This window comes from Streptomyces sp. APSN-46.1, assembly GCF_022815725.1.
GTDB lineage: Bacteria > Actinomycetota > Actinomycetes > Streptomycetales > Streptomycetaceae > Streptomyces.
This window is the reverse complement of sequence record NZ_JALGRF010000011.1, coordinates 186113-205782: the sequence shown is the minus strand read 5'-3', so window position 1 is coordinate 205782 and position 19670 is coordinate 186113. Positions and strand designations below refer to the sequence as shown.

Genomic DNA, 19670 nt, shown 5'->3' with positions numbered 1-19670 from the left:
CTCCCCTACGCCACTACTCCCCTGCTCCGCTACTCCACGACCGCCAGTTCGCGCGGTGCGTGGTTGAGGCGGCGCCCGCCGTCCCCGGTCACCGTGACGATGTCCTCGATGCGGACCCCGAACCGTCCGGGCAGATAGATGCCCGGCTCCACGGAGAAGCACATCCCGGGCACCATCGGCTGCTCCTCGCCCTCCACCATGTACGGGGGCTCGTGGGTGGTGACTCCGATGCCGTGCCCGGTGCGGTGGATGAAGCGGTCGCCGTAGCCGAACTCGGTGATCACCGCGCGGGCCGCCCGGTCCACCTCCTGGCAGGAGACGCCCGGCCGGACGGCCGCCACGCCGGCCTGCTGGGCCTCGCGGACGATGTCGTGGACGCGCTGCTCCTCGGTGGTGGGCTCGCCGACGTGGACGGTACGGGAGATGTCGGAGCCGTAGCCGTCCATGAGGCCGCCGAAGTCGAGGACCACCATGTCGCCGCGCCGGATGACCCGGTCCCCGGCCTTGTGGTGGGGATTGGCGCCGTTCGGACCGGAGCCGACCACCGTGAAGTCGACCTGGGAGTGGCCGTGGACGCGCAGCAGCCCGGCCAGGTCGGCGGCGACGTCGCTCTCCCGGCGGCCGGCGAAGGGGAGGTGGAGGACCTGCGCGTACGCCGCGTCGGCGGCGGCGCCGGCCGCCGCGAGACGGGCCAGCTCCCGCTCGTCCTTGACGGCCCGGAGCATCGGCAGGGCATCGGTGAGCGGGACGTACGAGGTGGCGGGCAACTCCCGCTGGAGGTTCAGGAGATGGAGCGACCAGGTGTTGTCGCTCACCCCGAACCGGCCGGCCACGTCCAGCAGCGGGGCGGTCGCCGCGTACGGGCTCTTCCCGTCGGTCCAGTCGCGCAGGGTCAGCGCCCCGGCGCCCGGGGCCTTGGCCGCGTCGGGGGCCTCCAGCGCGGGCACGACGAGCACCGGGTCCTGCCCGGCGGCAAGCACGAGCAGGGTCATCCGCTCGGTCTCGGCGGTCGGGCGGTACCCGGTGAGGTGGGTGAGGTCGGGCCCGGGCGCGATCAGCAGCCCGGCGAGCCCGGCGTCGGCGGCGGCCGCCGCGGCGGCGGTCATCCGGGCGGCGTAGTCGGCGGAGGTGAACGGCTCGGGCTCGGAGCCCTTCACAGGTGCGGGTTCATGGTCCATACGGGGATCCTCCCGCGAGCCGTGCGGCGAGCGCAGCGGCCGCGCCGGTCAAATTTCCGGGCGACAGCAGCTCCGTACGGTGGACCAGGCGCGGCGCGTCGAGCGGTACGGCGACCCCCGCGCCCGCCGTCCGCGCCACCCGGAGCGGCAGCAGGGCCAGGCCGTGGCCCGCGGCCGCGAGGGCGCACAGGGTACGCAGGTCGGTGCCCTCGTAGCGCAGGGCAGGCGCCGTCCGGGCCAGGCCGGGCGGCACGCCCACGCCCGGGGCGTCGAGCCAGCGCGCGTCGGCCAGGTCGTCCAGCCGGACGGCGGCCCGCCCGGCGAGGGGGTGCCCGGCCGGAAGGAGGACGGCCAGCTCCTCCTCCGCCACGCCGGTCACCGCCAGCGGGGCCACATCGGGCAGCCGCAGCGGATCGCTGGGCGCGGCCGGTCCGTCGACCAGCCCGAGATCGCAGTCCCCGGTGGCGACGGCGGCCGGCACCTCGGCCGGCGGCAGCACCCGCAGGGTGACCCCGGTGGCGGGCAGCGCCGCGAGCAGCCGGGGCCCGACGGCGAGCGGGGAGGCCGCGAGCGTGATCCGCCCGGGCGGCGCGGAGGCCAGCCGCAGCACATCGGCCCGGGCCGCGTCGAGCCGCAGCAGCAGCGGCGCGGCGTGTTCCAGCAGCCGCACCCCGGCCGGGGTCGGTTCCACGGGCCGCCGGGTGAGCAGCTCGGTGCGCAGGTCCCCCTCCAGCGCGGCGATGTGCTGCGAGACCGCCGACTGGGTGTAGCCGAGCTCGCGGGCCGCGGCGGAGAAGGAGGACAGCCGGGCGACGGTCACGAAGGTGCGGAGCAGGTGCGGATCCATGGTCATCAGCATTGCTTATCGATCATGCAGGAACAATCGTTGGCGCTGAAGCGGGCCCCGCCCCCAGGATGATCCACATGACCACCGCACAGATCGCCCGGATCGCCCTCGTCGGCGACCGCTCCCCGCACGTGACGTCCCACACCCGGATCCCGCTCCTCCTCGACGCCCTCGCCTCCCGGGACGGCCTGGTCCTGGACGCCTACTGGATCCCGACCGGCGACGCCGAGGCCGAGGCCGCCTCCGGCGCGCTGGCCCGGTTCGACGCGGTGTGGATCCTGCCCGGCAGCCCGTACGCCAGCGAGGCGGGGGCGCTTGCCGCGATCCGGGTGGCCCGGGAGGAGGGCATCCCCTTCCTCGGGACCTGCGGCGGCTTCCAGCACACTCTCCTGGAGTACGCCCGCTCCGTGTGCGGGCTGACCGGGGCCGCGCACGCCGAGAACGCCTCCCCCGATGAGGTCGCCGCCGAGGACCTGCTGATCACGCCGCTCGCGTGTTCGCTCGTCGGGCACGAGGGCCTCGTACGGGCCGAGCCCGGATCGCTCGCCGAGTCCGCGCTCGGCGCCGAGCGGTCCATGGAGCGCTACCACTGCGACTACGGGCCGGCGCCCCGGCACCTGCCGGCGCTCACCGCGCACGGGCTGCGGCTGTCGGGGCACGACGAGGACGGCCAGGTCCGCATCGCGGAGCTGCCGGGGCACCCTTTCTTCCTGGCCACGCTGTTCCAGCCGGAGCTGGCCGGGGACGGCACCCGGCCGCACCCGGTGGTGAAGGCCCTCGCGGCGGCGGCCGTCGCGCACGCCGCCCGCCGCTCGGACAGCGTGACGGCCAGGCTCGCCGCCACCCTGGTGGGCAGCCGGTCCGCCGGATAACGCGTCGCGGAACCACCCTTCTGATCAGCTATGCTGTGCATGCACATCGAACGGGCGGTCCGCCGCCCGTCGTGGTGGGTGTAGCTCAGTTGGTAGAGCACCTGGTTGTGGTCCAGGTGGCCGCGGGTTCAAGTCCCGTCACTCACCCTGATCCCCTGGGGTACGAGGTCTCCTCGTACCCCAGGGGTTTTTCGCGTCCGCCTCCGGCCGGCGGTGGAAGCGGCGGGTTCACCCGGACGAGAACGGGTCAGACGGTCTTGAGCGCCGGGTCGGAGACGCCCGGGGCGCCCGTCTCCACGTGGCCGGCGAAGCGGCGCAGGAACGTGGCGTCGAGGTCGGAGACGACCTTGACGTCGTACCAGCGGCCGGTGGTGCGCAGGTCCACCGTGTGGGTGACCGACGCGCCGGCGGTGACCCTGAAGGTCTGGGCGGCGCCGCCGTAGGCGTTGGTCACCGTGAGGTTGACCGCCGCCGAACCGGAGTTGACCAGGGTGAGGTTGAGGTTGCCGGTGGCCGCGTCGTGGCGGGCCGTGACCTCGGGGCCGGCCTTCTTCGCCGGGCCCTTCCAGGTCCGCAGGAAGCCGTTCGGGCCCCAGACCGTGAGGTTGATCTGGTTGCCGGTGGAGCCGCTGGTGCTCCAGGTGTCCGAGAGGGTCTTGCCCGCCTCGACCGTGTAGGGCCAGGGGCCGTCCGTACGGTTGCCCGAGGTGCTGTGGAAGTGGGCGCCGAGGGTGGGACCACTGGCGAAGGTCAGGGTGAACTTGCCCGTCGAGAAGGCGGCCTTGCCGTCCACGTACGGGCTGTAGCCCAGGGCGCGGGTCGGCTTGGAGCCCGCCTCCTGCCGGGGCAGGGTTCCCGTGGCCGGCGGGGTCGGGTGGTAGGACGGGTGACGGTCCTTGTCCGGCGGGATGTAGCCGGCCGTGGAGGGCAGGGCGGCCGGCGCGGCGTCCGCCTGGGTGAAGTCGAACGCCGAGGTCAGGTCTCCGCACACCGCGCGGCGCCACGGGGAGATGTTGGGCTCCTGCACACCGAAGCGCTTCTCCATGAAGCGGATCAACGAGGTGTGGTCGAAGGTCTCGGAGCAGACGTAGCCGCCCTTGCTCCACGGCGAGACGACGATCATCGGGACGCGCGGGCCGAGCCCGTACGGACCGGCCGCGTAGCCGCCGCCACCGTTGTAGAGGTCGCCGGTCACGCTCGCCGTGGACAGGCCCCAGGCCGAGGAGGTGGGCGGGTACGGCGGGACCACGTGGTCGAAGAAGCCGTCGTTCTCGTCGTAGGTGATGAAGAGGGCGGTCTTCGCCCACACCGCCGGGTTCGCGGTCAGCGCGTCCAGGACCTGCGAGATGTACCAGGCGCCGAAGTTCGTCGGCCAGTTGGAGTGCTCGCTGAACGCCTCGGGGGCGGTGATGTAGGAGACCTGGGGCAGGGCGCCGTTCACCACGTCGGCGCGCAGCCGGTCGAAGTAACCGTCGCCCGCCTTGACGTTGGTGCCCGTACGGGCCTTCTCGTACAGGGCGCTGCCGGGCTGGGCGTTGCGGTAGGTGTTGAAGTACAGCAGCGAGTTGTCGCCGTAGTTGCCGCGGAAGGCGTCGTTGATCCAGCCCCAGGAGCCGGCCGCGTTCAGGCCGTCGCCGATGTCCTGGTAGACCTTCCAGGAGACTCCGGCCGACTCCAGACGCTCGGGGTAGGTCTTCCAGCCGTAGCCGGCCTCCTGGTTGCCGAGAACCGGGCCGCCGCCGGTGCCGTCGTTGCCCGTGTAACCCGTCCACATGTAGTAGCGGTTGGGGTCGGTGGCGCCGATGAACGAGCAGTGGTAGGCGTCGCACACGGTGAAGGCGTCGGCCAGGGCGTAGTGGAACGGGATGTCGTTCCGGGTCATGTACGACATGGTCGTGGCCGTCTTGGCAGGGACCCACTTGTCGTACTTGCCGTTGTTGTACGCCTGGTGGCCGCCGGCCCAGTCGTGGTTCAGGCCCTCCAGGAACTGCATCCCGAGGTCCTCGATCTGCGGGTTGAAGGGGAGGATGTCCTTCGTCCCGTTGGACTGGTGAAAGACGGACTTGCCGTTGTCCTGGAGGACGGGCCGCGGGTCGCCGAAGCCCCGGACCCCCTTCATCGCGCCGAAGTAGTGGTCGAAGGACCGGTTCTCCTGCATCAGGACGACGATGTGCTCGATGTCCTGGATCGTGCCGGTGGTGCCCTGCGCCTGGATGGCGGCGGCGCGCGCGATGCTCTCGTTCAGCATCGCGATCGCGGCGGTGCCGCCGGCGATCTGGAGGAACCTGCGGCGGTTGAGTTCTGCCATGGCGTGACGACCTCTGCGGGTGAGGGGGGTTCGAGGGGCGCCCCAAGGACAACGCCCCCGGGGTACCGGACGGAGATCCCTGTCTGACAGCTGGCCGTACAGCCGGAGAACGGAAGGGTCACTGCCGACGGCCCGCGCGTCTGGCGAAGACGGTAGGGGAACCATCGGCAACTCAACAGTCCCCGGAGTCGCTCCACTTCGCGGTCAGGGCGCTGACCGGGGGTACTCATCCGGCCCGTGCACCGATTTGAGCATCCGTACTCAGGTCCGGGAGATGGCGGCTTGTCATCGTGTGGGCATGCCCTTTCAGCCAAGTGACCCACGGCCGCGCGCCGGGATAACCGCCGTCGGCAGCCTCCTGCCCGAGGACGTGCTGTCCTCGGAGGACCTCCAGCGGGAGGTGGCGCGCCGCGGCGGCCTCGCGCTGCCGCCGAGGCTGCTGACCCAGGCCACCGGGATCGTCTCCCGCCGGGTCGCGGGCGAGGGGGTGTACGCCTCGACGCTCGCCGCGGGCGCGGCGCGCCGGGCGCTGGCCGCCGCCGGTCTCACCCCGCTCGACATCGACCTGCTGGTGTTCGCCTCCGCGTCCCGCGACATGGTCGAACCGGCCACCGCGCACATCGTGCAGGCGGAACTCGGCTCGCGGGCCCACGCCCTGGACGTCACCAACGCCTGCAACAGCTTCGTCAACGGGATCGATCTGGCCCGCTCCATGATCCTCGCCGGGCGGGCCCGGCGCGCGCTGGTGGTCACCGGGGAGACCCCGAGCCGGGCCGTCCGCACGGCGCCCGCCGACTTCGCCGAGTTCCGCGACGGCTTCGCCGGGTATACCTTCGGCGACGCGGGGGCGGCCGTGGTGGTGGAGGCCGTGGAGCGCGGCGGGATCCTCGACGTGGACTCCGAGACGCACTCCGAGCACTGGGAGGTCGGGGGCATCCCGGGCGGCGGGTCCCGGCACCCGCGCGGGGACGCGTACACGTACTTCCGGGGTGACGGGCACGAACTGCGCGGGGTCTTCGAGAAGGTGGGAACGGCGGTCATCGACCGGACCCTGCACCGCACGGGAATGGACTGGGACGGCTTCGCCAAGGTGCTGGTGCACCAGGTGACGATGCCCTATCTGGAGCGGTTCGCGGAACTGACCGGGGTGCCGGCCGGGAAGCTGGTGGTCACCGTGCCCGAGCTCGGCAATATCGCGAGCGCGAGCATCGGGGTGCAGCTGGACCGGGTGTACGGCGAACTGGCGCCGGGAGAGCGGGTGCTGTTCGTCGGTCTCGGCGGCGGCATCAGCATCATGACGATGGTCTGGGAGAAGTCGTGAGCCGGATGTGGGTGGTCGTGCCCGCGCACGAGGAGGAGGCCCGGCTGGCCGACACCCTGGGCGCCCTCGCGGCCCAGCGGGACCGGGACTTCACCCTGCTGGTCGTCGACAACGCGTCGGCGGACGGCACCGGTGCCCTCGCGCGGGAGTTCGCGGCGAGGGCCCCGTTCCCGGTGGAGGTGATCGAGGAGCCGGAGAAGGGCGTCGGCTCGGCCGTGGACACCGGATTCCGGTACGCGATCGGGCGGGGCGCGACCCTGCTCGCCCGGACCGACGCCGACTGCCTGCCGAGGCCCGGGTGGACGGGCGCCGCGCGCGCCGCGCTGGCGCGCGAGCCGGGGCTCGTCTGCGGGCGGATCGTCGCACGCCGCGATGAGCACGGCCCCCTCGGCCGGGCCGGCTTCGGCGCGCTGGTCGCGCTCGCCGCGCTCTTCGGGCGGCTGCGGCCCCAGCACTCCCGTAGGAACGGCTTCCGGGCCCCGTACCGCATGCACGCCGGGAACAACATGGCGATCACCGCCGATCTGTACCTGGCCGTCGGCGGTATGCCCCGGCGCCCGTCGCCGACGGACCGGCTCTTCCTGAACGCCGTACGCCGTCACACCGACCGGATCACGCACTGCCGGTCGATGATCGTGGAGAACTCGACGCGGCGGCTGCGGGCGTACGGCCTCGCGGGCACCGCCCGCTGGTACCTCGACCAGGGCAGCGGTACGCACGGAACGGACGACCCGCGCTGATGCTGGACCGACTCGACCACGCGCTGCGCGCCCGCCCCGAGCGGCCCGCCGTCCTCACCGCCACCCGCGGCGGCGCGCCCCGGGTGCGCGCCACCCGCGGCGAACTCGCCGAGCTGTCCGACGCGTTCGCCGCCGCGCTGCACGCGCGGGGGCTGCGGGCCGGGGACACCGTCGGCGTCGCCGTACGTCCCGGGCCGCGGGCGCTCGCCGTGCTGCTCGCGCTGTGGCGGCTCGGGCTGCGCGGGGCCGTCCTCGACCCCGGCGCGGGGCCCGAGGTGCTACGGGCCCGCCTCGCGCTGGCCCGGCCCTCGCTGGTGCTCGCCGACGCCGCCGCGCAGGCGGTGGCGGGGTGGGCCCGGCCGCTGGCCCGGCGGGCCCGACTGGCGCTGCCGGACCTGGCGGAGCTGGGGCCGGTGGCCACGGTGGGGCCGCGGCTGCCGGGCTGCGCGCCGGGGCTGGACCTGGGCGCGACGCGGGCCGGTGTTCCCGTCCACGGCGGCTCCGACGGCGACCGGGACGACGACGCCGTGATCGTGTTCACCTCCGGGACCACCTCGCGGCCGCGGGCCGTGGTGCACACCCGGGCCGGTCTGGCGGCCGGCATGGAGACGGTGTCCGCGCTGTTCGCCGCCGCCCGCCCCGACGAGCCGGTGCTCGGCGGAACCTTCTTCGTCCTCGTCCCCGCCCTCACGCGGGGCGCGCCCGTCGCCCTGCCGGCGCGCTCGCCCCGGGTGCTCGCCCGGCAGCTGCGCCGGCTGCGGCCCCAGGACACCTATCTCACCCCGCCCCAGCTGCGGGACGCGCTCGGCGCGGGTGCCCGGTTCGGGGGCCGGGTGTGGACGGGCTCGGCCCCGGCCAGTGCCGAGCTGCTCGGCCGGGTCCGGGACGCGGGAGCCGACGAGGCCTGGGGGGTCTACGCCCTGACCGAGCTGTTCCCGGCCGCGGCGGTCGAATCGCGGGAGAAGGCCGCCTTCGAGGGCCCCGGGGACCTGGTCGGCGCGCCGCTGCCCGGCGTACGGGCCGAGGTGTCCGCCGGGCCCGACGCGCAGCTGCTGCTGTCCGGGCCGGCCGCCCGGCACCGCTACCTCGGCGAGGAGCCCGACCCGTGGGTGCGTACGGGGGACCGGGCGCGGCTGGACGGCGCGGGCCGGATCGTCCTGGAGGGCCGCAGCAAGGACATGGTGCTGCGGCGGGCGGAGAACATCTACCCGGGCCTGTACGAACCCGCGCTGCACGTACCGGGTGTGGAACTGGGCGTCCTGGTCGGCGTCCCGGCGGGCGACGGCGACGAACGGCTCGTGGCCGTGGTCCAGCCGCGCCGGGGGACCGCCGAAGCGACCCTGCGCGCCGCCCTGTCGGAGCCGCTGCGGGGCATGGGCACGGCCCGGCCCGACGCCCTGGTGTTCGCGGAGATCCCGCTGTCGGGGCGTTCGCGCAAGCCGGACCGCCCGGCGACGGCGGCCCTGGCGGCGGCCCTGCTGAAGGGCGGCCGGACATGACGGGGCTGCCGCTGACGGGCGGGGCGCGCGGGCCGCAGACTCCGGACCCCGCTCCGGTACCGGAGCCCACACCCGTACTTGGCCCTGCTCCGGCACCGGACCCGGCACCCGTACCTGGCCCCGCCCCGGCACCGGACCCCGCACCCGTACCCGTACCCGTACCTGGCCCCGCTCCGGTACCGGACCCCGCACCCGTACCTGGCCCCGCTCCGGTACGGGGACCGGTCCGCCGACACCACGGAGGTACACGTCCGATGTCCCCCTCGCACGCGCGGGCCCGCCGCCGCGACCGCCGCGTCTATCTGCGCGGCCATCCCCTGCTGTTCGGGCTGCTCGCCGCCACGCGCGGGCGCGCCGTGCGCAGGCTCGGCCGGACCCTGCTGGTGCATGACGCGGGCGCCTACCGGGAGGCGCTGACCCGGCTGCCACTCGACCGTACGGCCGCCGGCACCACCGGCGGGGCGGCGCGCGCCGCGCTGCCGGAAGGCGGGGGCGTCCTGTTCGACCAGGAGGGCGGCGGCCATCGCGCGGACCGGCGGGGCCTGGCCGAGCGGCTGGGCGCGGCCGGTGTGTCGGAACTGCGGTCGGTGTGGCGGCCGTTGCTGGTACGCGGGGTCGCGCCGCTGGCCCGGGGCGGCGAGGTGGACCTGGTGGACCTGGCGCGGGAGCTGGCCGGGTCGGTGGTGTGCGCGCTCCTGGACTCGGGCGCCGATTCGCGCGCCGTCGCGCGGGCCGCCGCCGAGGCCGCGGCGGCCTCGGTGCGCAGCCATCTGCCCGGCCCGCGCCGCCCGGGTGCGCGGGCCGAGGCGGCCCGTACCGCGGCGCGGCTCCAGCGGCTGCTCGGCCGTACGGACGACGCCCTGGCCGTCATGGTGGCGGTCGCCGCCGTCAACACCTCGGTGGCCGCGCTGCCCCGGGCCGTGGCCTGGTGCGCGGACGCCGGGCTGTGGGACCAGGCCGCGGACCCGGAGCTGCTCCCCCGGCTGGCCGACGAGTTGCTGCGGGTCACCGCGGCCTCGCCGGTACTGCCCCGGGTGGCCGCCGGCGCCGGGTCGGTCGGCGGCTGCCCGGTGCGCGGCGGCGACCGGCTGGTACTGGTCGCCCGGCACGCCGCCGAGGCGCACCGGCGCGACCCCGACGGCCGCCGCCCGGCGGACGCGGCCGTCTCCCACCTGGTGTTCGGCGCGGGGCCGCACGTGTGCCCCGGCGCCCGGCTGGCCCGCGTACAGCTGGCCGACGTACTGGCGGCGCTCGCTCCGCACCGGCCGGTCGTGGCGCGGGCCCGGGTGGACCGGCGGGCGGCCCTGCCCGGCTGGCGCTCGCTGACCGTTCGGGCGGGCGCGTGAGTTCCCGTATCTCGATCGCGGTCACCGGTGCGAGCGGCTTCTGCGGCGGCCACGTGGCACGCGCCGCGGCGGCGCGCGGGGCCGAGGTGGTGTGCGTGGGGCGCAGGCCGGGCCCGGTCGGCGCGCACCGCTTCTGGGACGCCGCCCGCGAGCTGCCGGACCTTTCGGGCATCGACCTCGTCGTGCACTGCGCGGCTGCGGTCGGCGACCCGGCCCCCGGTTCGGCGGCCGAGGCGGAGATGTACGCGGTCAACGTCGGCGGCACCGAGCGGCTGCTGCGGGCCGCCGGCGGCCGGAGTGTGGTCTGGGTGAGCAGCGCCAGCGTCTACGACCCGCGCCGCGACCGCGCCCTGGTCGGGGAGGACCACCCGCGCACGGGGCACCTGAACGCCTACGGCCGTACCAAGGCGGCGGGCGAGGCCCTGGCCCTCGCGGCCGGGGCGGTGGTGCTGCGCCCGCGCGCCGTCTACGGCCCCGGCGACACGCAGCTGCTGCCCCGGCTGCTCTCCCGGGTCCGGGCCGGGACGCTGCTGCTGCCGGGGCCGGACGTCCGGCTGAGCCTGACGGCGGTGGAGAACCTGGCCGATGCCTGCCTCTCGGCGGCCGACTGGGCCCCGGGCGCGTACAACGTGGCCGACGCGGAGCCCTACGCCCGCGACGCCGCCGTGGGCCGGGTCCTGCGGGCCCACGGGGTCCGCGCCCGGGTCCGGCACCTGCCGCTGGGCCTGGCCCGTACGGCGGCCCGCGCGGCGGAGGCCCTCGCCCGGGCCGGCGGCGGCGAACCGGCCCTCAGCCGCTACGCGGTGGACCAGCTCGCCCACCCGGTGGTCCTGGACCTCACCCGGGCATACGCCCAGGGCTGGAGCCCGCGCCGAACCCTGGACGACTACCTGGCCCGGGCGGCCCGGCCCGCCGCCGATTGAACGGCCCGGCGCCGGCGGCAGGAGCCGCTAGACGCCGCCGCCGATGACGATGCCGTGCCGGTTGGCGAGGTCGCCGGTCTTGGAGATGTACTCCTCCACCGTGTCCATGTCGATCTTGGGGCAGCAGCCGGTGACGAAGTCGCCGATCATCTGGTCCATGTCGAGTTCGTCGGCGGTGCGGTAGAACGCTGCTCGGGCTTCGAGGTAGTCCTGGTTGACGACCAGGCCGAAGGAGGCCGCGCGGCGGGCCGCGTAGGTGGGATGGGTGAGGTAGCGGAAGGACTGGGATCCGGGGATCGGGCACAGGGGGCCGAAGTCGAGGGCGGCGAAGGTGCGGGGTGTGCTGTCCACGATGCGGGTGAGTTCCGCGTGGTTGGCGGCCATGATGTCGGCGGTGATCCCGAGGTGGGTGAGGACCAGGCCGGCCGTGATCATCCCGCCGCGCTTGATGACGCCGTCCAGTGCCCGGAGGTTGTGTTCCATGGGCCGGTCGGCGCGACCGCGGCCTCCCACTGGCTGCTTGTTCATCACCCGCAGGGAGAGGTCGGAGAGGCCGTCGAAGCCGATGAAGAAGTGGTCCAGGCCGAGCTGGTTGACGAGGAGATCGATGCGGTCGGGGCCGGTGGCGAAGGCTTCGGCGCGGGCGTATCCGAACATCTTGGGCCGGTCGCCGACGGGGAGGGACTGGTACCAGGTTGGCTGGTTGGCGGCCATGTTGCGGAGCATCCGCCACATGGTCAGGGGGAGTTCGTCGGCGGTGACGTACAGGTAGTTGAATCCCTGCCGCCAGGCGTTCTCGATGATCGCCCATGCCCGAGCGGCCTCGGGCATGGTGATTTCCTTGGAGCCGGGGATGATGCCGCAGAAGTCGCAGGCGTTGAGGGGGACGCCTTCGAGGCGTTCGCCGGCGAACTTCACGCATCCTCGGCCGATGTCGATGACCTGGCTGTTGAATTCGCGGTCCCGCATGAAGAAGTACACCTGCCGCTGTCCGTCCAGATATCGGGGGGCGTGGGGCATGAGGGTGTCGGTGAGGGAGTAGTCCACCAGGGGCAGGCGGTGGTACTCGGTGGGGTCCTCGGGCTGGCAGTGTACGGTTCCGGCCGCGTCACGGTGGACCAGGCCCGGGTAGTCCATTCCGGGCCTGGTGGTGCCGGTCAGCACGTCGGTGATGAAGTCGGCGAAGCCCTCCACCACGTCGTTGCCGTGGAAGCCGTAGTCCACGACCGGCTGATTGGCCATGATCCGCTCGTACAGGGCGGAGAAGTGGTCATTCCCGAGGACCACTAGTGTTTCCGGGTTCAGGGCCTTGGCCCGCTTGGCCATGGTGATCGAGGCACCGTAGTTGGCGGTGAGCGTCGAGAAGCACAGGGCGGCGATCTGGTCGGCCTTTGCCTCGATGAACGCTTCCAGGGCCGGGTTCCCGTGGAGGGTGCCGTCGAAGTAGCCGACCCTCAGGTCCGTGCCGACAAGACGCGGCCGGACGGCGCTCATGAGGGTCAGCAGCCCCAGGTTCGGGTAGATCGCGGTGTTGGCGCTGGAGGTGTGCCGGGCGGTGTCATTCGCGTTGATGAACAGGATGTACCGCGTGCTGTCCATGACGGATCACCTCTCTGGTGCATGAAGGAGTGCTGCGGCTTTACGTCTCGCCGACCTCCGCCGTCTCGCCGCAGGTGAGCTGGAGCAGCTCAGGAAGTGTCGTCCGGAAGAGGGCGTGGTGGAGACCGGCGCCGGCCCAGATGGGGTTGTAGGTGCCCAGGTGGGTGTCCACGAGGGTCCGGATGGGTGCCGGGTGTCCGATGGGGGCGACGCCTCCGGCGTGCTGGCCGGTGACGGCGTGTACGAACTCGGGGTCGGCGCGGCGGATCTTGCCCCGGCCGACCCCGAGGAGGGCTGCGACCTTGCGGGTGTCGACGCGGTGGTCCCCGCTGGTGAGGATCAGCAGGGGCGCGTTGTTGACGGAGAAGACGAGACTGTTGGCGATGGCCCCGACCGGGCAGCCGAGCTGATCGGCTGCGGCCTGGGCGGTGGGCGCCGGTTCGGGGAGTTCGGTGATGTCCCCGCTGTGTCCGGCTTCGATCAGAGCCCCCTTGACGCGCTGTACGGCGTCCATGGCTTCTCTCCTTCACGTGGTGGGTGAAGGGGGCAGTATGGCGCGGTCAGGATGCTGACCTGCGACGGTTTTTCGGCGTCATGCGGTGGGGTTGGTGCGACGCGTGGCGTTGGGTGCGCGTCTTGATTACGTGCAGGCTGTGGGGGTCGGTGGTGACCCACGGTTCGGAGAGAAGGGAGTCCGGGTGGCGCAGGAACCAGACAGCGCCGCCGCGACGTCGGTGACGATCGCAATGTGGCCGTCTTCGTCTTCGACCAGGTCTCCGACCCACGGGAGGGCGCCGTTCACCCAGAGGTCCCCGTGGTCTCGATGCCGTACAGGTCGGCGCAGCGCTGACAGGCCCGAAGCCGCAGTTCGGTGCGCGGGGCGGCGACTGGCCGGTCGGGCGATGCCCAGTACGAGCACCAGCAGCAGGACCGGCCGGTCTCCTGCGCGGGGGTGAGCCGGTCGGTGCGGATGGCGGGGATGTCCACGGTGGCGGTCACCGGGCCCACTCCTGCATGCGGGCCGCGCTGATCTCCATCGGGTGAGCCGGCCGGAGGTACTCGGGGTTCGCGGTCCACTCGCGGCCTCCGCCGAGGGGGCGTACGTAGGGGGTTCCGGGGAAGGCGTCGGTCAAGACGCCGTACCGGGCGAGAACGCCTACGACGAGGTCGGGGGCGTTCATGGCCCGGACGATGGTGCCCGGTCTCGGCCAGCGCGAAGGGGGAAGCGCGATGGCACGAGGGAAGTGTCGTTCGGTGTACTCCGTAAGGTACGTCGTAATCATCGCCGCCGCCCTGGAAGATGGTCGAGGTATGGGAACGGACTGCCCGTCCCGGAAGGGAGGGACGGGGAGCCATCGCGTCTCAACCCGTGCTGACGGGAGGGGGATCGAGGCGCTGATGACGATTCAACGGCCGCTGGCGCCAATCGGGTTATGACTTGCCGAGGGCCTGCAAATCCTGTGCACGCATCGGCACACTGTGTGCATGGGTGAGACGTTGGGCGACGTGATCAGGCGCGGACGGCAGTCCAAGCGACTGTCTCAGGGGGAAGTCGGCGCCAGGGTGGGGTACTCCGCGTCGTGGATGTCCCGGGTGGAGAACGGCAAGGTCTCACCGGATTCCGCCACGCTGGCAGCCTTATGTGATGTCCTGGATGTGTCCGCAGAAGCTGTGGGACTGGAAAGGGACGATGTGCACCGGCGTAAGGTTTTGACCCTCGGGCTAGGCGTGGGGATCGCCGCCGCCCTCCCCGCCTCCTCCGTGGCTGCGACGGCTGATCCGAAAGACCTGGTGGAACGCTCGCTGTTCCGTCTCCCCAACGCCCGGCCGGTCACCCGAGAATCACTCGTCACCGCGCTCACCCAGACACGGACCCTCTTCCAGGAAGCTCAGTACACGGAGCTGGGACGCAAGCTTCCCCAGCTCATCGCGGGATCGCTCGCATCCAACGCGCATGACGTCGCCGCCCGCTCCTACGTCCTGCTGGCCCAGTTGGCGATCAAGAACTATCAAGGGTTCGCATGGGTGGCAGCCGACCGGGCCCGCACGCAAGCCCACCTGACCGGCAACCCCGTCGTGATGGGTGAGGCAGCACACTCCATGGGTATCGCCATGCGCCGCGCCGGCGAATATCAGGCCGCCATCGACCACCTCAACGAAGCCGCCGGACGGCTCGGACGCCGCCCCGACGAGCTCGCCATGAAAGGCACCCTGCTGCTGACCGCCGGCTACAGCGCAGCCCAGGCCGGCTGGCGCGGCCAGGCCACGGACTACATGGGCGAAGCCGAAGAGACGGCCGGTCGCCGGGAGACCGAATCCCAGAAGCTCTACATCCCCGGCGTGTTCGGAATCGACCAGACCCGCGTCTTCAGGATCTCCGTCCATCACGCACTCGGTGAAGGCGACCAAGCCCTCAACTACGCCGCCGAGATCCCTCCCGAGCGCCTGCCCAATGCCGAACGGCGCGGACGGATGTGCATGGACGTTGCCCGGGTGTGGCGGGACATGGGAGAGCCGGAGAAGGCGTTCCATACCCTCCGGGCCCTGGAGCGCTACGCCCCCCAGGAAGCGCGACGCCCCAAGGTCCGGTCGATCGCTTCGGAACTGCTCGCACTCAATGGCGAGATCCCCGGCTTGCGCCGGTTCGCCCAGAGGATCGGCGCCACTGTCTGACCCAGACCGGCGGTCCACGCCGAACACAACGGATTCCGGTACACGTGCTGTGGCCCGAGGGGCGCCGGTCGGTGACACGCCCTACGGATCCGACCGTTTCGGACGGGACCGCGAGGTCAGCGCCAGGGCCCCGTCACCGCGAAGGTGGTGCCCGGAGCGTAAGCGTTGAGGTACATCGTGCGGGCGTCGGGGGAGAAGGTGACCCCGGCGAACTCCCCCCACTCCGGGGCCCCCGGCTGCCCGATGTCGTCCGCGTTGCGGGCCATCGGGTAGACCTCGCCGCCCGGGGTGACCCCGAGGACGTACTGCGCACCGCCGCCGTCCTCGCACACCATCAGGCCGCCGTCGGGAGCCAGGCAGATGTTGTCGGGTGAGTCCCCCGGCAGCTGTACGTCGGCGGCCGGGCCGAAGCGCACGTCCAGCCGGAGCCGGGCGCGGCGCGGGTCGTAGAACCACACCTGCCCGTGGTGGTCGGCGCCCGCGCCCTCGCTGCCGCGGGCGAAGCTGGAGACGAAATGGACGCCGCCGTCGCCCCAGTAGCAGCCCTCCAGCTTCTGGGCGTGGGTGATCCCGCCCGGGCCGAAGTCCTGGAGGCGGATGGGGGTCCCGGCGGCCGAGGGGTCCGGTACGGGCACCCACTCCACCGGGAACTCGGCCCCGGGCTCGTCCACCACGGCCAGGTCCGGCAGGCCGGGGACGCGCAGGGCCTCCAGGGCGCCGCCTGCCCGGAGCGAGCCGAGTCCGCCGAGGGGGCGGGCCGGCAGGAACCGGTAGAACAGGCCGAACGGCTTGACGAAGGCGTCCTCGGTCTCGTAGACGACGCCGCGGTACGGGTCCACGGCGACGGCCTCGTGCGCGAACCGGCCCATCGCGGTGAGGGGGACGGCGCCGGAGCGGTGCGGGTCGGCCGGGTCCACCTCGAAGACGTAGCCGTGGTCGCGGGCGTACCCGGAGGTGCCGGCGCGGTCCTCGGTCTCCTCGCAGCTGAGCCAGGTGTTCCAGGGGGTACGTCCGCCCGCGCAGTTGACGGCGGTACCGGCGAGGGCGACCCGCTCGGCGGAGACCCGGCGGCCGGTGGCGTCGAGGGTGAGCACGGTGCAGCCGCCGAGGGCGTCCGGGTCGTACGTCAGCCCGTCGACGGGAGGGACGCGGAGGGCGGCGGTGGTGCGGTTCTCGTGGTTGCGGACGAGGCGGACCCGGTCTCCGGGGGCCCCGAAGGCGGCCATGCCGTCGCAGTTGGCCGGGACGGTGCCCTCGCCGGAGCGCAGGGGGTCGCCGGCGCGCGAGAGCACGCGGTAGGAGAATCCGGCGGGCAGGTCGAGAAGGCCGCGGGGGTCGGGGAGCAGGGGCCCGTACCCCCGGGTGGCGGCCGGGCGGGCCGGGCGGGCCGCGCCGACGCTCCCGGCGAAGAGGGCGCCGAGGGTCCCGGTGAACGCGATGCCGCCTGCGGCGAGCAGGGTGCGGCGGGTGAGGGGCATCGGCAACTCCCCGTGGCGGGACTGGAGATGTGGACCGGGCCGTGGTACCACGCCGGGCCGCGTTCCTCCCCCCGCCGCGTTCGACCCGCCCCGACCGCGTCACCCTTTCAGCCCCGCCGCCTTCGGCCTGACCGGCCATCTTCAGCCCCGCCGGGTACATCCCGCCCTGCCGGCGGTTGAGGCAGCGGGCCCGCATTTCAGCCTCGCCGGCGAGGCTGATTTTGCCCGGCGGGGCCTCAAACGCCGGCGAGGCTGAAGATGGCGGGACTGAAGGTGGGGCGGAGCCCGGGGGGCCGGGGGACGTGGCGGGTAGCCGTTAGGCGAGCTTGGCCGAGAGGGTGATCGTCGTGCCCGTCAGGGCCTGGCTGACCGGGCAGTTCTTCTTCGCGTCCTCGGCGGCGGCGACGAAGGCGTCGTTGTCCAGGCCCGGGACCTCACCCTCGACCGTGAGGTGGATGCCGGTGATGCCCTGGCCGGGCACGAAGGTCACGGCGGCCGAGGTGGTCAGCTTGGTGGGCGGGTTGCCCGCCTTCGCCAGCCCGTTCGAGAACGCCATGTTGAAGCAGCTGGAGTGCGCGGCGGCGATGAGCTCTTCCGGGCTGGTCCGCCCGTTCGCCAGCTCGTCGGTGCGCGCGGGCCAGGAGACGGGGTAGTTGCCGAGGCCGGACGAGTCGAGCGTGACGACGCCCTTGCCCGTGAGCAGGTCGCCTTCCCAGACGGCGTGCGCATTGCGTGTGGCGGCCATGGTGGATCCCTTCGCAGAAGTGGAAACGGCCGGGCCGCGTCAGCGGAAGCAGCCCGGCGCCCCAAACCTACTGGGCCACAAGCCCCTTCGCGTCGCGCGCCAGGGCGGTGAGCCGCGATATGGCGCGGAAGTACTTCTTGCGGTAACCGCCGTTCAGCATCTCTTCACTGAAGAGGCGGTCGAACGGCACGCCCGACGCCAGCACCGGTATCTCGCGGTCGTAGAGGCGGTCCGCCAGGACGACCAGCCGCAGCGCCGTCGACTGGTCCGGCACCGGGCCGACGTCCGTCAGGCAGACGGCCGCTATCCCGTCCGTCAGGGCCCCGTACCGGCTGGGGTGCACCCGCGCCAGGTGCTCCAGCAGGCCCGGGAAGTCGTCCAGGCTCGCGCCCGGGGTCGCGTACGCGGCCTTGGCCACCTGCTCTTCGGAGAACGGTGCCGGGGCTTCGGGCAGGCCGCGGTGGCGGTAGTCCTGGCCGTCGATCCGCAGCGGCCGGAAGTGCGCGGACAGGCCCTGGATCTCCCGGAGGAAGTCGACGGCGGCGAACCGGCCCTCCCCGAGCTTGCCGGGCAGGGTGTTGGAGGTCGCGGCCAGCGCCACGCCCTGTTCGACCAGCCGGCTCAGCAGCGAGGACACCAGCACGGTGTCGCCCGGGTCGTCCAGCTCGAACTCGTCGATGCACAGCAGCCGGTGCCCGCCCAGCGTCCGCACCGTCTGCTGGAAGCCCAGCGCGCCGACCAGGTTGGTCAGCTCCACGAAGGTGCCGAAGGCCTTGAGCGCGGGCTCGGCCGGGGTGGCGTGCCACAGCGAGGCCAGCAGGTGGGTCTTGCCGACGCCGTAGCCGCCGTCGAGGTAGACCCCGCGCGGGGCGGTCGGCGCGGCAGGCTTCTTCGCGAACCAGCGCCGCTTGCCGGCGCCGCTCGCGTGCGCCCCGCCCAGACCGGCCGCGAAGCCGCTCAGGACGGTGACGGCCTCGGTCTGGCTCGGCTGCTCCGGGTCCGGGTCGTACGTGTCGAAGCGCACTGCGTCGAAGCGCGGCGGCGGCACCATCTCTGCGACCAGGCGCTCGGCGGGCACGTGCGGCTCGCGGGCGCACAGGGCGAGCGGGCCGGCGTCGGCTGTCGGCTGCCGCCCGATGGCGGGACCAGAGGTCGAGAGAGAGGTTGACACAGCCCTTCACTCTACGGGGCGTGTAACACTGCACCGATGCGACGCCTGTTCCCTGTGACCGATCAGACATCAGCGACGACACCAGCGACGACCTCGGCGGCCCAGGCCGACCGGGAGTGGTCGTTGGACGAGCTCGCGGACGCCTACGCGTACCCGCCGCTCGCCGGCGACGCCCACTGGCTGCGGGCGAACATGGTCTCCACCCTCGACGGGGCCGCCCAGCACGACGGGCGCTCGCAGCCCATCTCCGGCGAGACCGACATGCGGATCTTCGGCACGCTGCGGGCACTGGCCGATGTGGTGATCGTCGGCGCGGAAACGGTTCGCCAGGAGGGCTACCGCCCGGCCCGGGCCCGGGAGGCCTTCGCGGCCCGCCGCGAGGCGGCCGGCCAGGGCCCCGCCCCCGCCATCGCGGTGATCACCGCGAGCCTGGACCTGGACTTCTCGCTGCCCCTGTTCACCTCCCCGCTCGTGCCCACCCTGGTGGTCACCGGCGCCGCCGCGCCCGCCGACCGGGTGGCCGCCGCCGCCAAGGCCGGGGCGGAGGTCGTCCTGGCGGGCGACGGCTCGGTCGTGGACCCGGCCCGGGTCGTACGGGAGCTCGCGGACCGGGGTCTGCGGCGCCAGCTCACGGAGGGCGGCCCCCGGCTGCTGGGCCAGTTCGTGGCCGCCGACGCCCTGGACGAGCTGTGCCTGACGATCTCCCCGATGCTCACCGCGGGCGACGCCCAGCGCATCGCCGGGGGCCCCTCGGTCGCCGTACCGCACCGGCTGGCGCCCGCCTCCGTACTGGAAGAGGCCGGGTTCCTCTTCACGAGCTACCGTCGGATCTGAGAAGAAGCGGAATTTGTCGTTCCGCTTAGCTTCCGATGGGCACATTCCTGGGCAGATATATCCGTGCGAGGCCCCGCGCGACAGCGGGGCAGGATGGTTTCCGCAGGGGCCGGCCGACCGGCCTCGGCCCATGAAG

18 protein-coding genes and 1 tRNA gene are annotated in these 19670 nt (G+C 73.3%); 9 read left to right on the top strand and 10 right to left on the bottom strand.

Annotated elements, in window-relative coordinates; all coding sequences use genetic code 11:
- Positions 1 to 29 precede the first annotated feature (29 nt).
- The gene (locus MTF65_RS25025; RefSeq protein WP_243631188.1) at positions 30 to 1178 is read right to left on the bottom strand and encodes an aminopeptidase P family protein; all 1149 of its coding nucleotides are present in this window, start codon (positions 1176 to 1178) and stop codon (positions 30 to 32) included.
- Positions 1168 to 2025, bottom strand: a complete 858-nt coding sequence (locus MTF65_RS25020; RefSeq protein WP_243631203.1) for a LysR family transcriptional regulator — start codon at positions 2023 to 2025, stop codon at positions 1168 to 1170. Before MTF65_RS25020 ends, MTF65_RS25025 begins: the two co-directional genes overlap by 11 nt.
- Before the next feature lie 77 nt (positions 2026 to 2102).
- Here MTF65_RS25020 and MTF65_RS25015 point away from each other — a divergent pair, with 77 nt between their 5' ends.
- Both MTF65_RS25015 and MTF65_RS25010 read left to right on the top strand, forming a co-directional pair.
- On the top strand, positions 2103 to 2897 hold the full coding sequence (locus MTF65_RS25015) for a glutamine amidotransferase-related protein (protein WP_243631187.1): 795 nt from the start codon (positions 2103 to 2105) through the stop codon (positions 2895 to 2897).
- Between the two features lie 74 nt (positions 2898 to 2971).
- A tRNA-His gene (locus MTF65_RS25010) sits at positions 2972 to 3044 on the top strand.
- A gap of 100 nt (positions 3045 to 3144) precedes the next feature.
- Here the strand turns inward: MTF65_RS25010 and MTF65_RS25005 are convergent.
- On the bottom strand, positions 3145 to 5205 hold the full coding sequence (locus MTF65_RS25005) for a phosphocholine-specific phospholipase C (protein WP_243631186.1): 2061 nt from the start codon (positions 5203 to 5205) through the stop codon (positions 3145 to 3147).
- A 298-nt stretch (positions 5206 to 5503) separates the two neighbouring features.
- Between MTF65_RS25005 and MTF65_RS25000 the strand changes: the two genes are divergently transcribed.
- From MTF65_RS25000 to MTF65_RS24980, 5 genes are all read left to right on the top strand, one after another.
- On the top strand, positions 5504 to 6526 hold the full coding sequence (locus MTF65_RS25000) for a 3-oxoacyl-ACP synthase III family protein (RefSeq protein WP_243631185.1): 1023 nt from the start codon (positions 5504 to 5506) through the stop codon (positions 6524 to 6526).
- 5 nt (positions 6527 to 6531) lie between these two features.
- The gene (locus MTF65_RS24995) at positions 6532 to 7266 is read left to right on the top strand and encodes a glycosyltransferase family A protein (RefSeq protein ID WP_243631202.1); all 735 of its coding nucleotides are present in this window, start codon (positions 6532 to 6534) and stop codon (positions 7264 to 7266) included.
- Positions 7266 to 8765 carry a class I adenylate-forming enzyme family protein gene (locus MTF65_RS24990; RefSeq protein WP_243631184.1) on the top strand — a complete coding sequence of 500 codons (1500 nt, stop codon included), beginning with the start codon at positions 7266 to 7268 and terminating at the stop codon, positions 8763 to 8765. Before MTF65_RS24995 ends, MTF65_RS24990 begins: the two co-directional genes overlap by 1 nt.
- Positions 8766 to 9019: 254 nt before the next feature.
- Positions 9020 to 10111, top strand: a complete 1092-nt coding sequence (locus MTF65_RS24985) for a cytochrome P450 (RefSeq protein ID WP_243631183.1) — start codon at positions 9020 to 9022, stop codon at positions 10109 to 10111.
- Positions 10108 to 11034, top strand: coding sequence for an NAD(P)-dependent oxidoreductase (locus MTF65_RS24980; RefSeq protein WP_243631182.1), 927 nt, complete (start codon positions 10108 to 10110; stop codon positions 11032 to 11034). The genes MTF65_RS24985 and MTF65_RS24980 overlap by 4 nt, the downstream gene beginning before the upstream one ends.
- Before the next feature lie 27 nt (positions 11035 to 11061).
- Here the strand turns inward: MTF65_RS24980 and MTF65_RS24975 are convergent, their stop codons facing one another.
- The 4 genes from MTF65_RS24975 to MTF65_RS24960 form a co-directional block, all read right to left on the bottom strand.
- Positions 11062 to 12633: a hypothetical protein gene (locus tag MTF65_RS24975; RefSeq protein WP_243631181.1), complete on the bottom strand. Its 1572-nt coding sequence runs from the start codon at positions 12631 to 12633 to the stop codon at positions 11062 to 11064.
- A gap of 40 nt (positions 12634 to 12673) precedes the next feature.
- On the bottom strand, positions 12674 to 13147 hold the full coding sequence (locus MTF65_RS24970; RefSeq protein WP_243631180.1) for a YbaK/EbsC family protein: 474 nt from the start codon (positions 13145 to 13147) through the stop codon (positions 12674 to 12676).
- Between the two features lie 284 nt (positions 13148 to 13431).
- Positions 13432 to 13632: a hypothetical protein gene (locus MTF65_RS24965; RefSeq protein ID WP_243631179.1), complete on the bottom strand. Its 201-nt coding sequence runs from the start codon at positions 13630 to 13632 to the stop codon at positions 13432 to 13434.
- Entirely contained in the window at positions 13629 to 13814 is a 186-nt protein-coding gene (locus tag MTF65_RS24960) for a hypothetical protein (RefSeq protein WP_243631178.1), read from the bottom strand. The genes MTF65_RS24965 and MTF65_RS24960 overlap by 4 nt, the downstream gene beginning before the upstream one ends.
- Positions 13815 to 14118: 304 nt before the next feature.
- On the opposite strand from MTF65_RS24960, the gene MTF65_RS24955 reads away from it, so the two are divergent.
- Positions 14119 to 15306, top strand: a complete 1188-nt coding sequence (locus tag MTF65_RS24955) for a helix-turn-helix domain-containing protein (protein ID WP_243631177.1) — start codon at positions 14119 to 14121, stop codon at positions 15304 to 15306.
- Between the two features lie 116 nt (positions 15307 to 15422).
- On the opposite strand, the gene MTF65_RS24950 is transcribed toward MTF65_RS24955, so the two are convergent.
- The 3 genes from MTF65_RS24950 to zapE all read right to left on the bottom strand — a co-directional run bounded on the left by MTF65_RS24950 (position 15423) and on the right by zapE (position 18667).
- Complete coding sequence (locus MTF65_RS24950; RefSeq protein WP_243631176.1) at positions 15423 to 16784, bottom strand: alkaline phosphatase PhoX; 1362 nt, start codon at positions 16782 to 16784, stop codon at positions 15423 to 15425.
- 316 nt (positions 16785 to 17100) lie between these two features.
- Positions 17101 to 17529: an OsmC family protein gene (locus MTF65_RS24945; RefSeq protein ID WP_243631175.1), complete on the bottom strand. Its 429-nt coding sequence runs from the start codon at positions 17527 to 17529 to the stop codon at positions 17101 to 17103.
- Between the two features lie 67 nt (positions 17530 to 17596).
- Positions 17597 to 18667: a cell division protein ZapE gene (zapE, locus tag MTF65_RS24940; RefSeq protein WP_374207293.1), complete on the bottom strand. Its 1071-nt coding sequence runs from the start codon at positions 18665 to 18667 to the stop codon at positions 17597 to 17599.
- Between the two features lie 69 nt (positions 18668 to 18736).
- On the opposite strand from zapE, the gene MTF65_RS24935 reads away from it, so the two are divergent.
- Positions 18737 to 19534: a pyrimidine reductase family protein gene (locus MTF65_RS24935; protein WP_243631173.1), complete on the top strand. Its 798-nt coding sequence runs from the start codon at positions 18737 to 18739 to the stop codon at positions 19532 to 19534.
- The last annotated feature ends 136 nt before the right edge of the window (positions 19535 to 19670 follow it).

Excerpts from the sequence above, each read along its gene's own strand:
- MTF65_RS24955 (WP_243631177.1), top strand. The coding sequence starts at position 14,119 with ATGGGTGAGACGTTGGGCGACGTGATCAGGCGCGGACGGCAGTCCAAG.
- MTF65_RS24990 (WP_243631184.1), top strand. The coding sequence starts at position 7,266 with ATGCTGGACCGACTCGACCACGCGCTGCGCGCCCGCCCCGAGCGGCCC.
- MTF65_RS25025 (WP_243631188.1), bottom strand. The coding sequence starts at position 1,178 with ATGGACCATGAACCCGCACCTGTGAAGGGCTCCGAGCCCGAGCCGTTC.
- MTF65_RS24945 (WP_243631175.1), bottom strand. The coding sequence starts at position 17,529 with ATGGCCGCCACACGCAATGCGCACGCCGTCTGGGAAGGCGACCTGCTC.
- MTF65_RS24950 (WP_243631176.1), bottom strand. The coding sequence starts at position 16,784 with ATGCCCCTCACCCGCCGCACCCTGCTCGCCGCAGGCGGCATCGCGTTC.
- MTF65_RS24995 (WP_243631202.1), top strand. The coding sequence starts at position 6,532 with ATGTGGGTGGTCGTGCCCGCGCACGAGGAGGAGGCCCGGCTGGCCGAC.
- MTF65_RS25000 (WP_243631185.1), top strand. The coding sequence starts at position 5,504 with ATGCCCTTTCAGCCAAGTGACCCACGGCCGCGCGCCGGGATAACCGCC.
- MTF65_RS25015 (WP_243631187.1), top strand. The coding sequence starts at position 2,103 with ATGACCACCGCACAGATCGCCCGGATCGCCCTCGTCGGCGACCGCTCC.
- MTF65_RS24960 (WP_243631178.1), bottom strand. The coding sequence starts at position 13,814 with ATGAACGCCCCCGACCTCGTCGTAGGCGTTCTCGCCCGGTACGGCGTC.
- MTF65_RS25005 (WP_243631186.1), bottom strand. The coding sequence starts at position 5,205 with ATGGCAGAACTCAACCGCCGCAGGTTCCTCCAGATCGCCGGCGGCACC.
- MTF65_RS24935 (WP_243631173.1), top strand. The coding sequence starts at position 18,737 with ATGCGACGCCTGTTCCCTGTGACCGATCAGACATCAGCGACGACACCA.
- MTF65_RS24975 (WP_243631181.1), bottom strand. The coding sequence starts at position 12,633 with ATGGACAGCACGCGGTACATCCTGTTCATCAACGCGAATGACACCGCC.
- MTF65_RS24970 (WP_243631180.1), bottom strand. The coding sequence starts at position 13,147 with ATGGACGCCGTACAGCGCGTCAAGGGGGCTCTGATCGAAGCCGGACAC.
- MTF65_RS24985 (WP_243631183.1), top strand. The coding sequence starts at position 9,020 with ATGTCCCCCTCGCACGCGCGGGCCCGCCGCCGCGACCGCCGCGTCTAT.
- MTF65_RS25020 (WP_243631203.1), bottom strand. The coding sequence starts at position 2,025 with ATGGATCCGCACCTGCTCCGCACCTTCGTGACCGTCGCCCGGCTGTCC.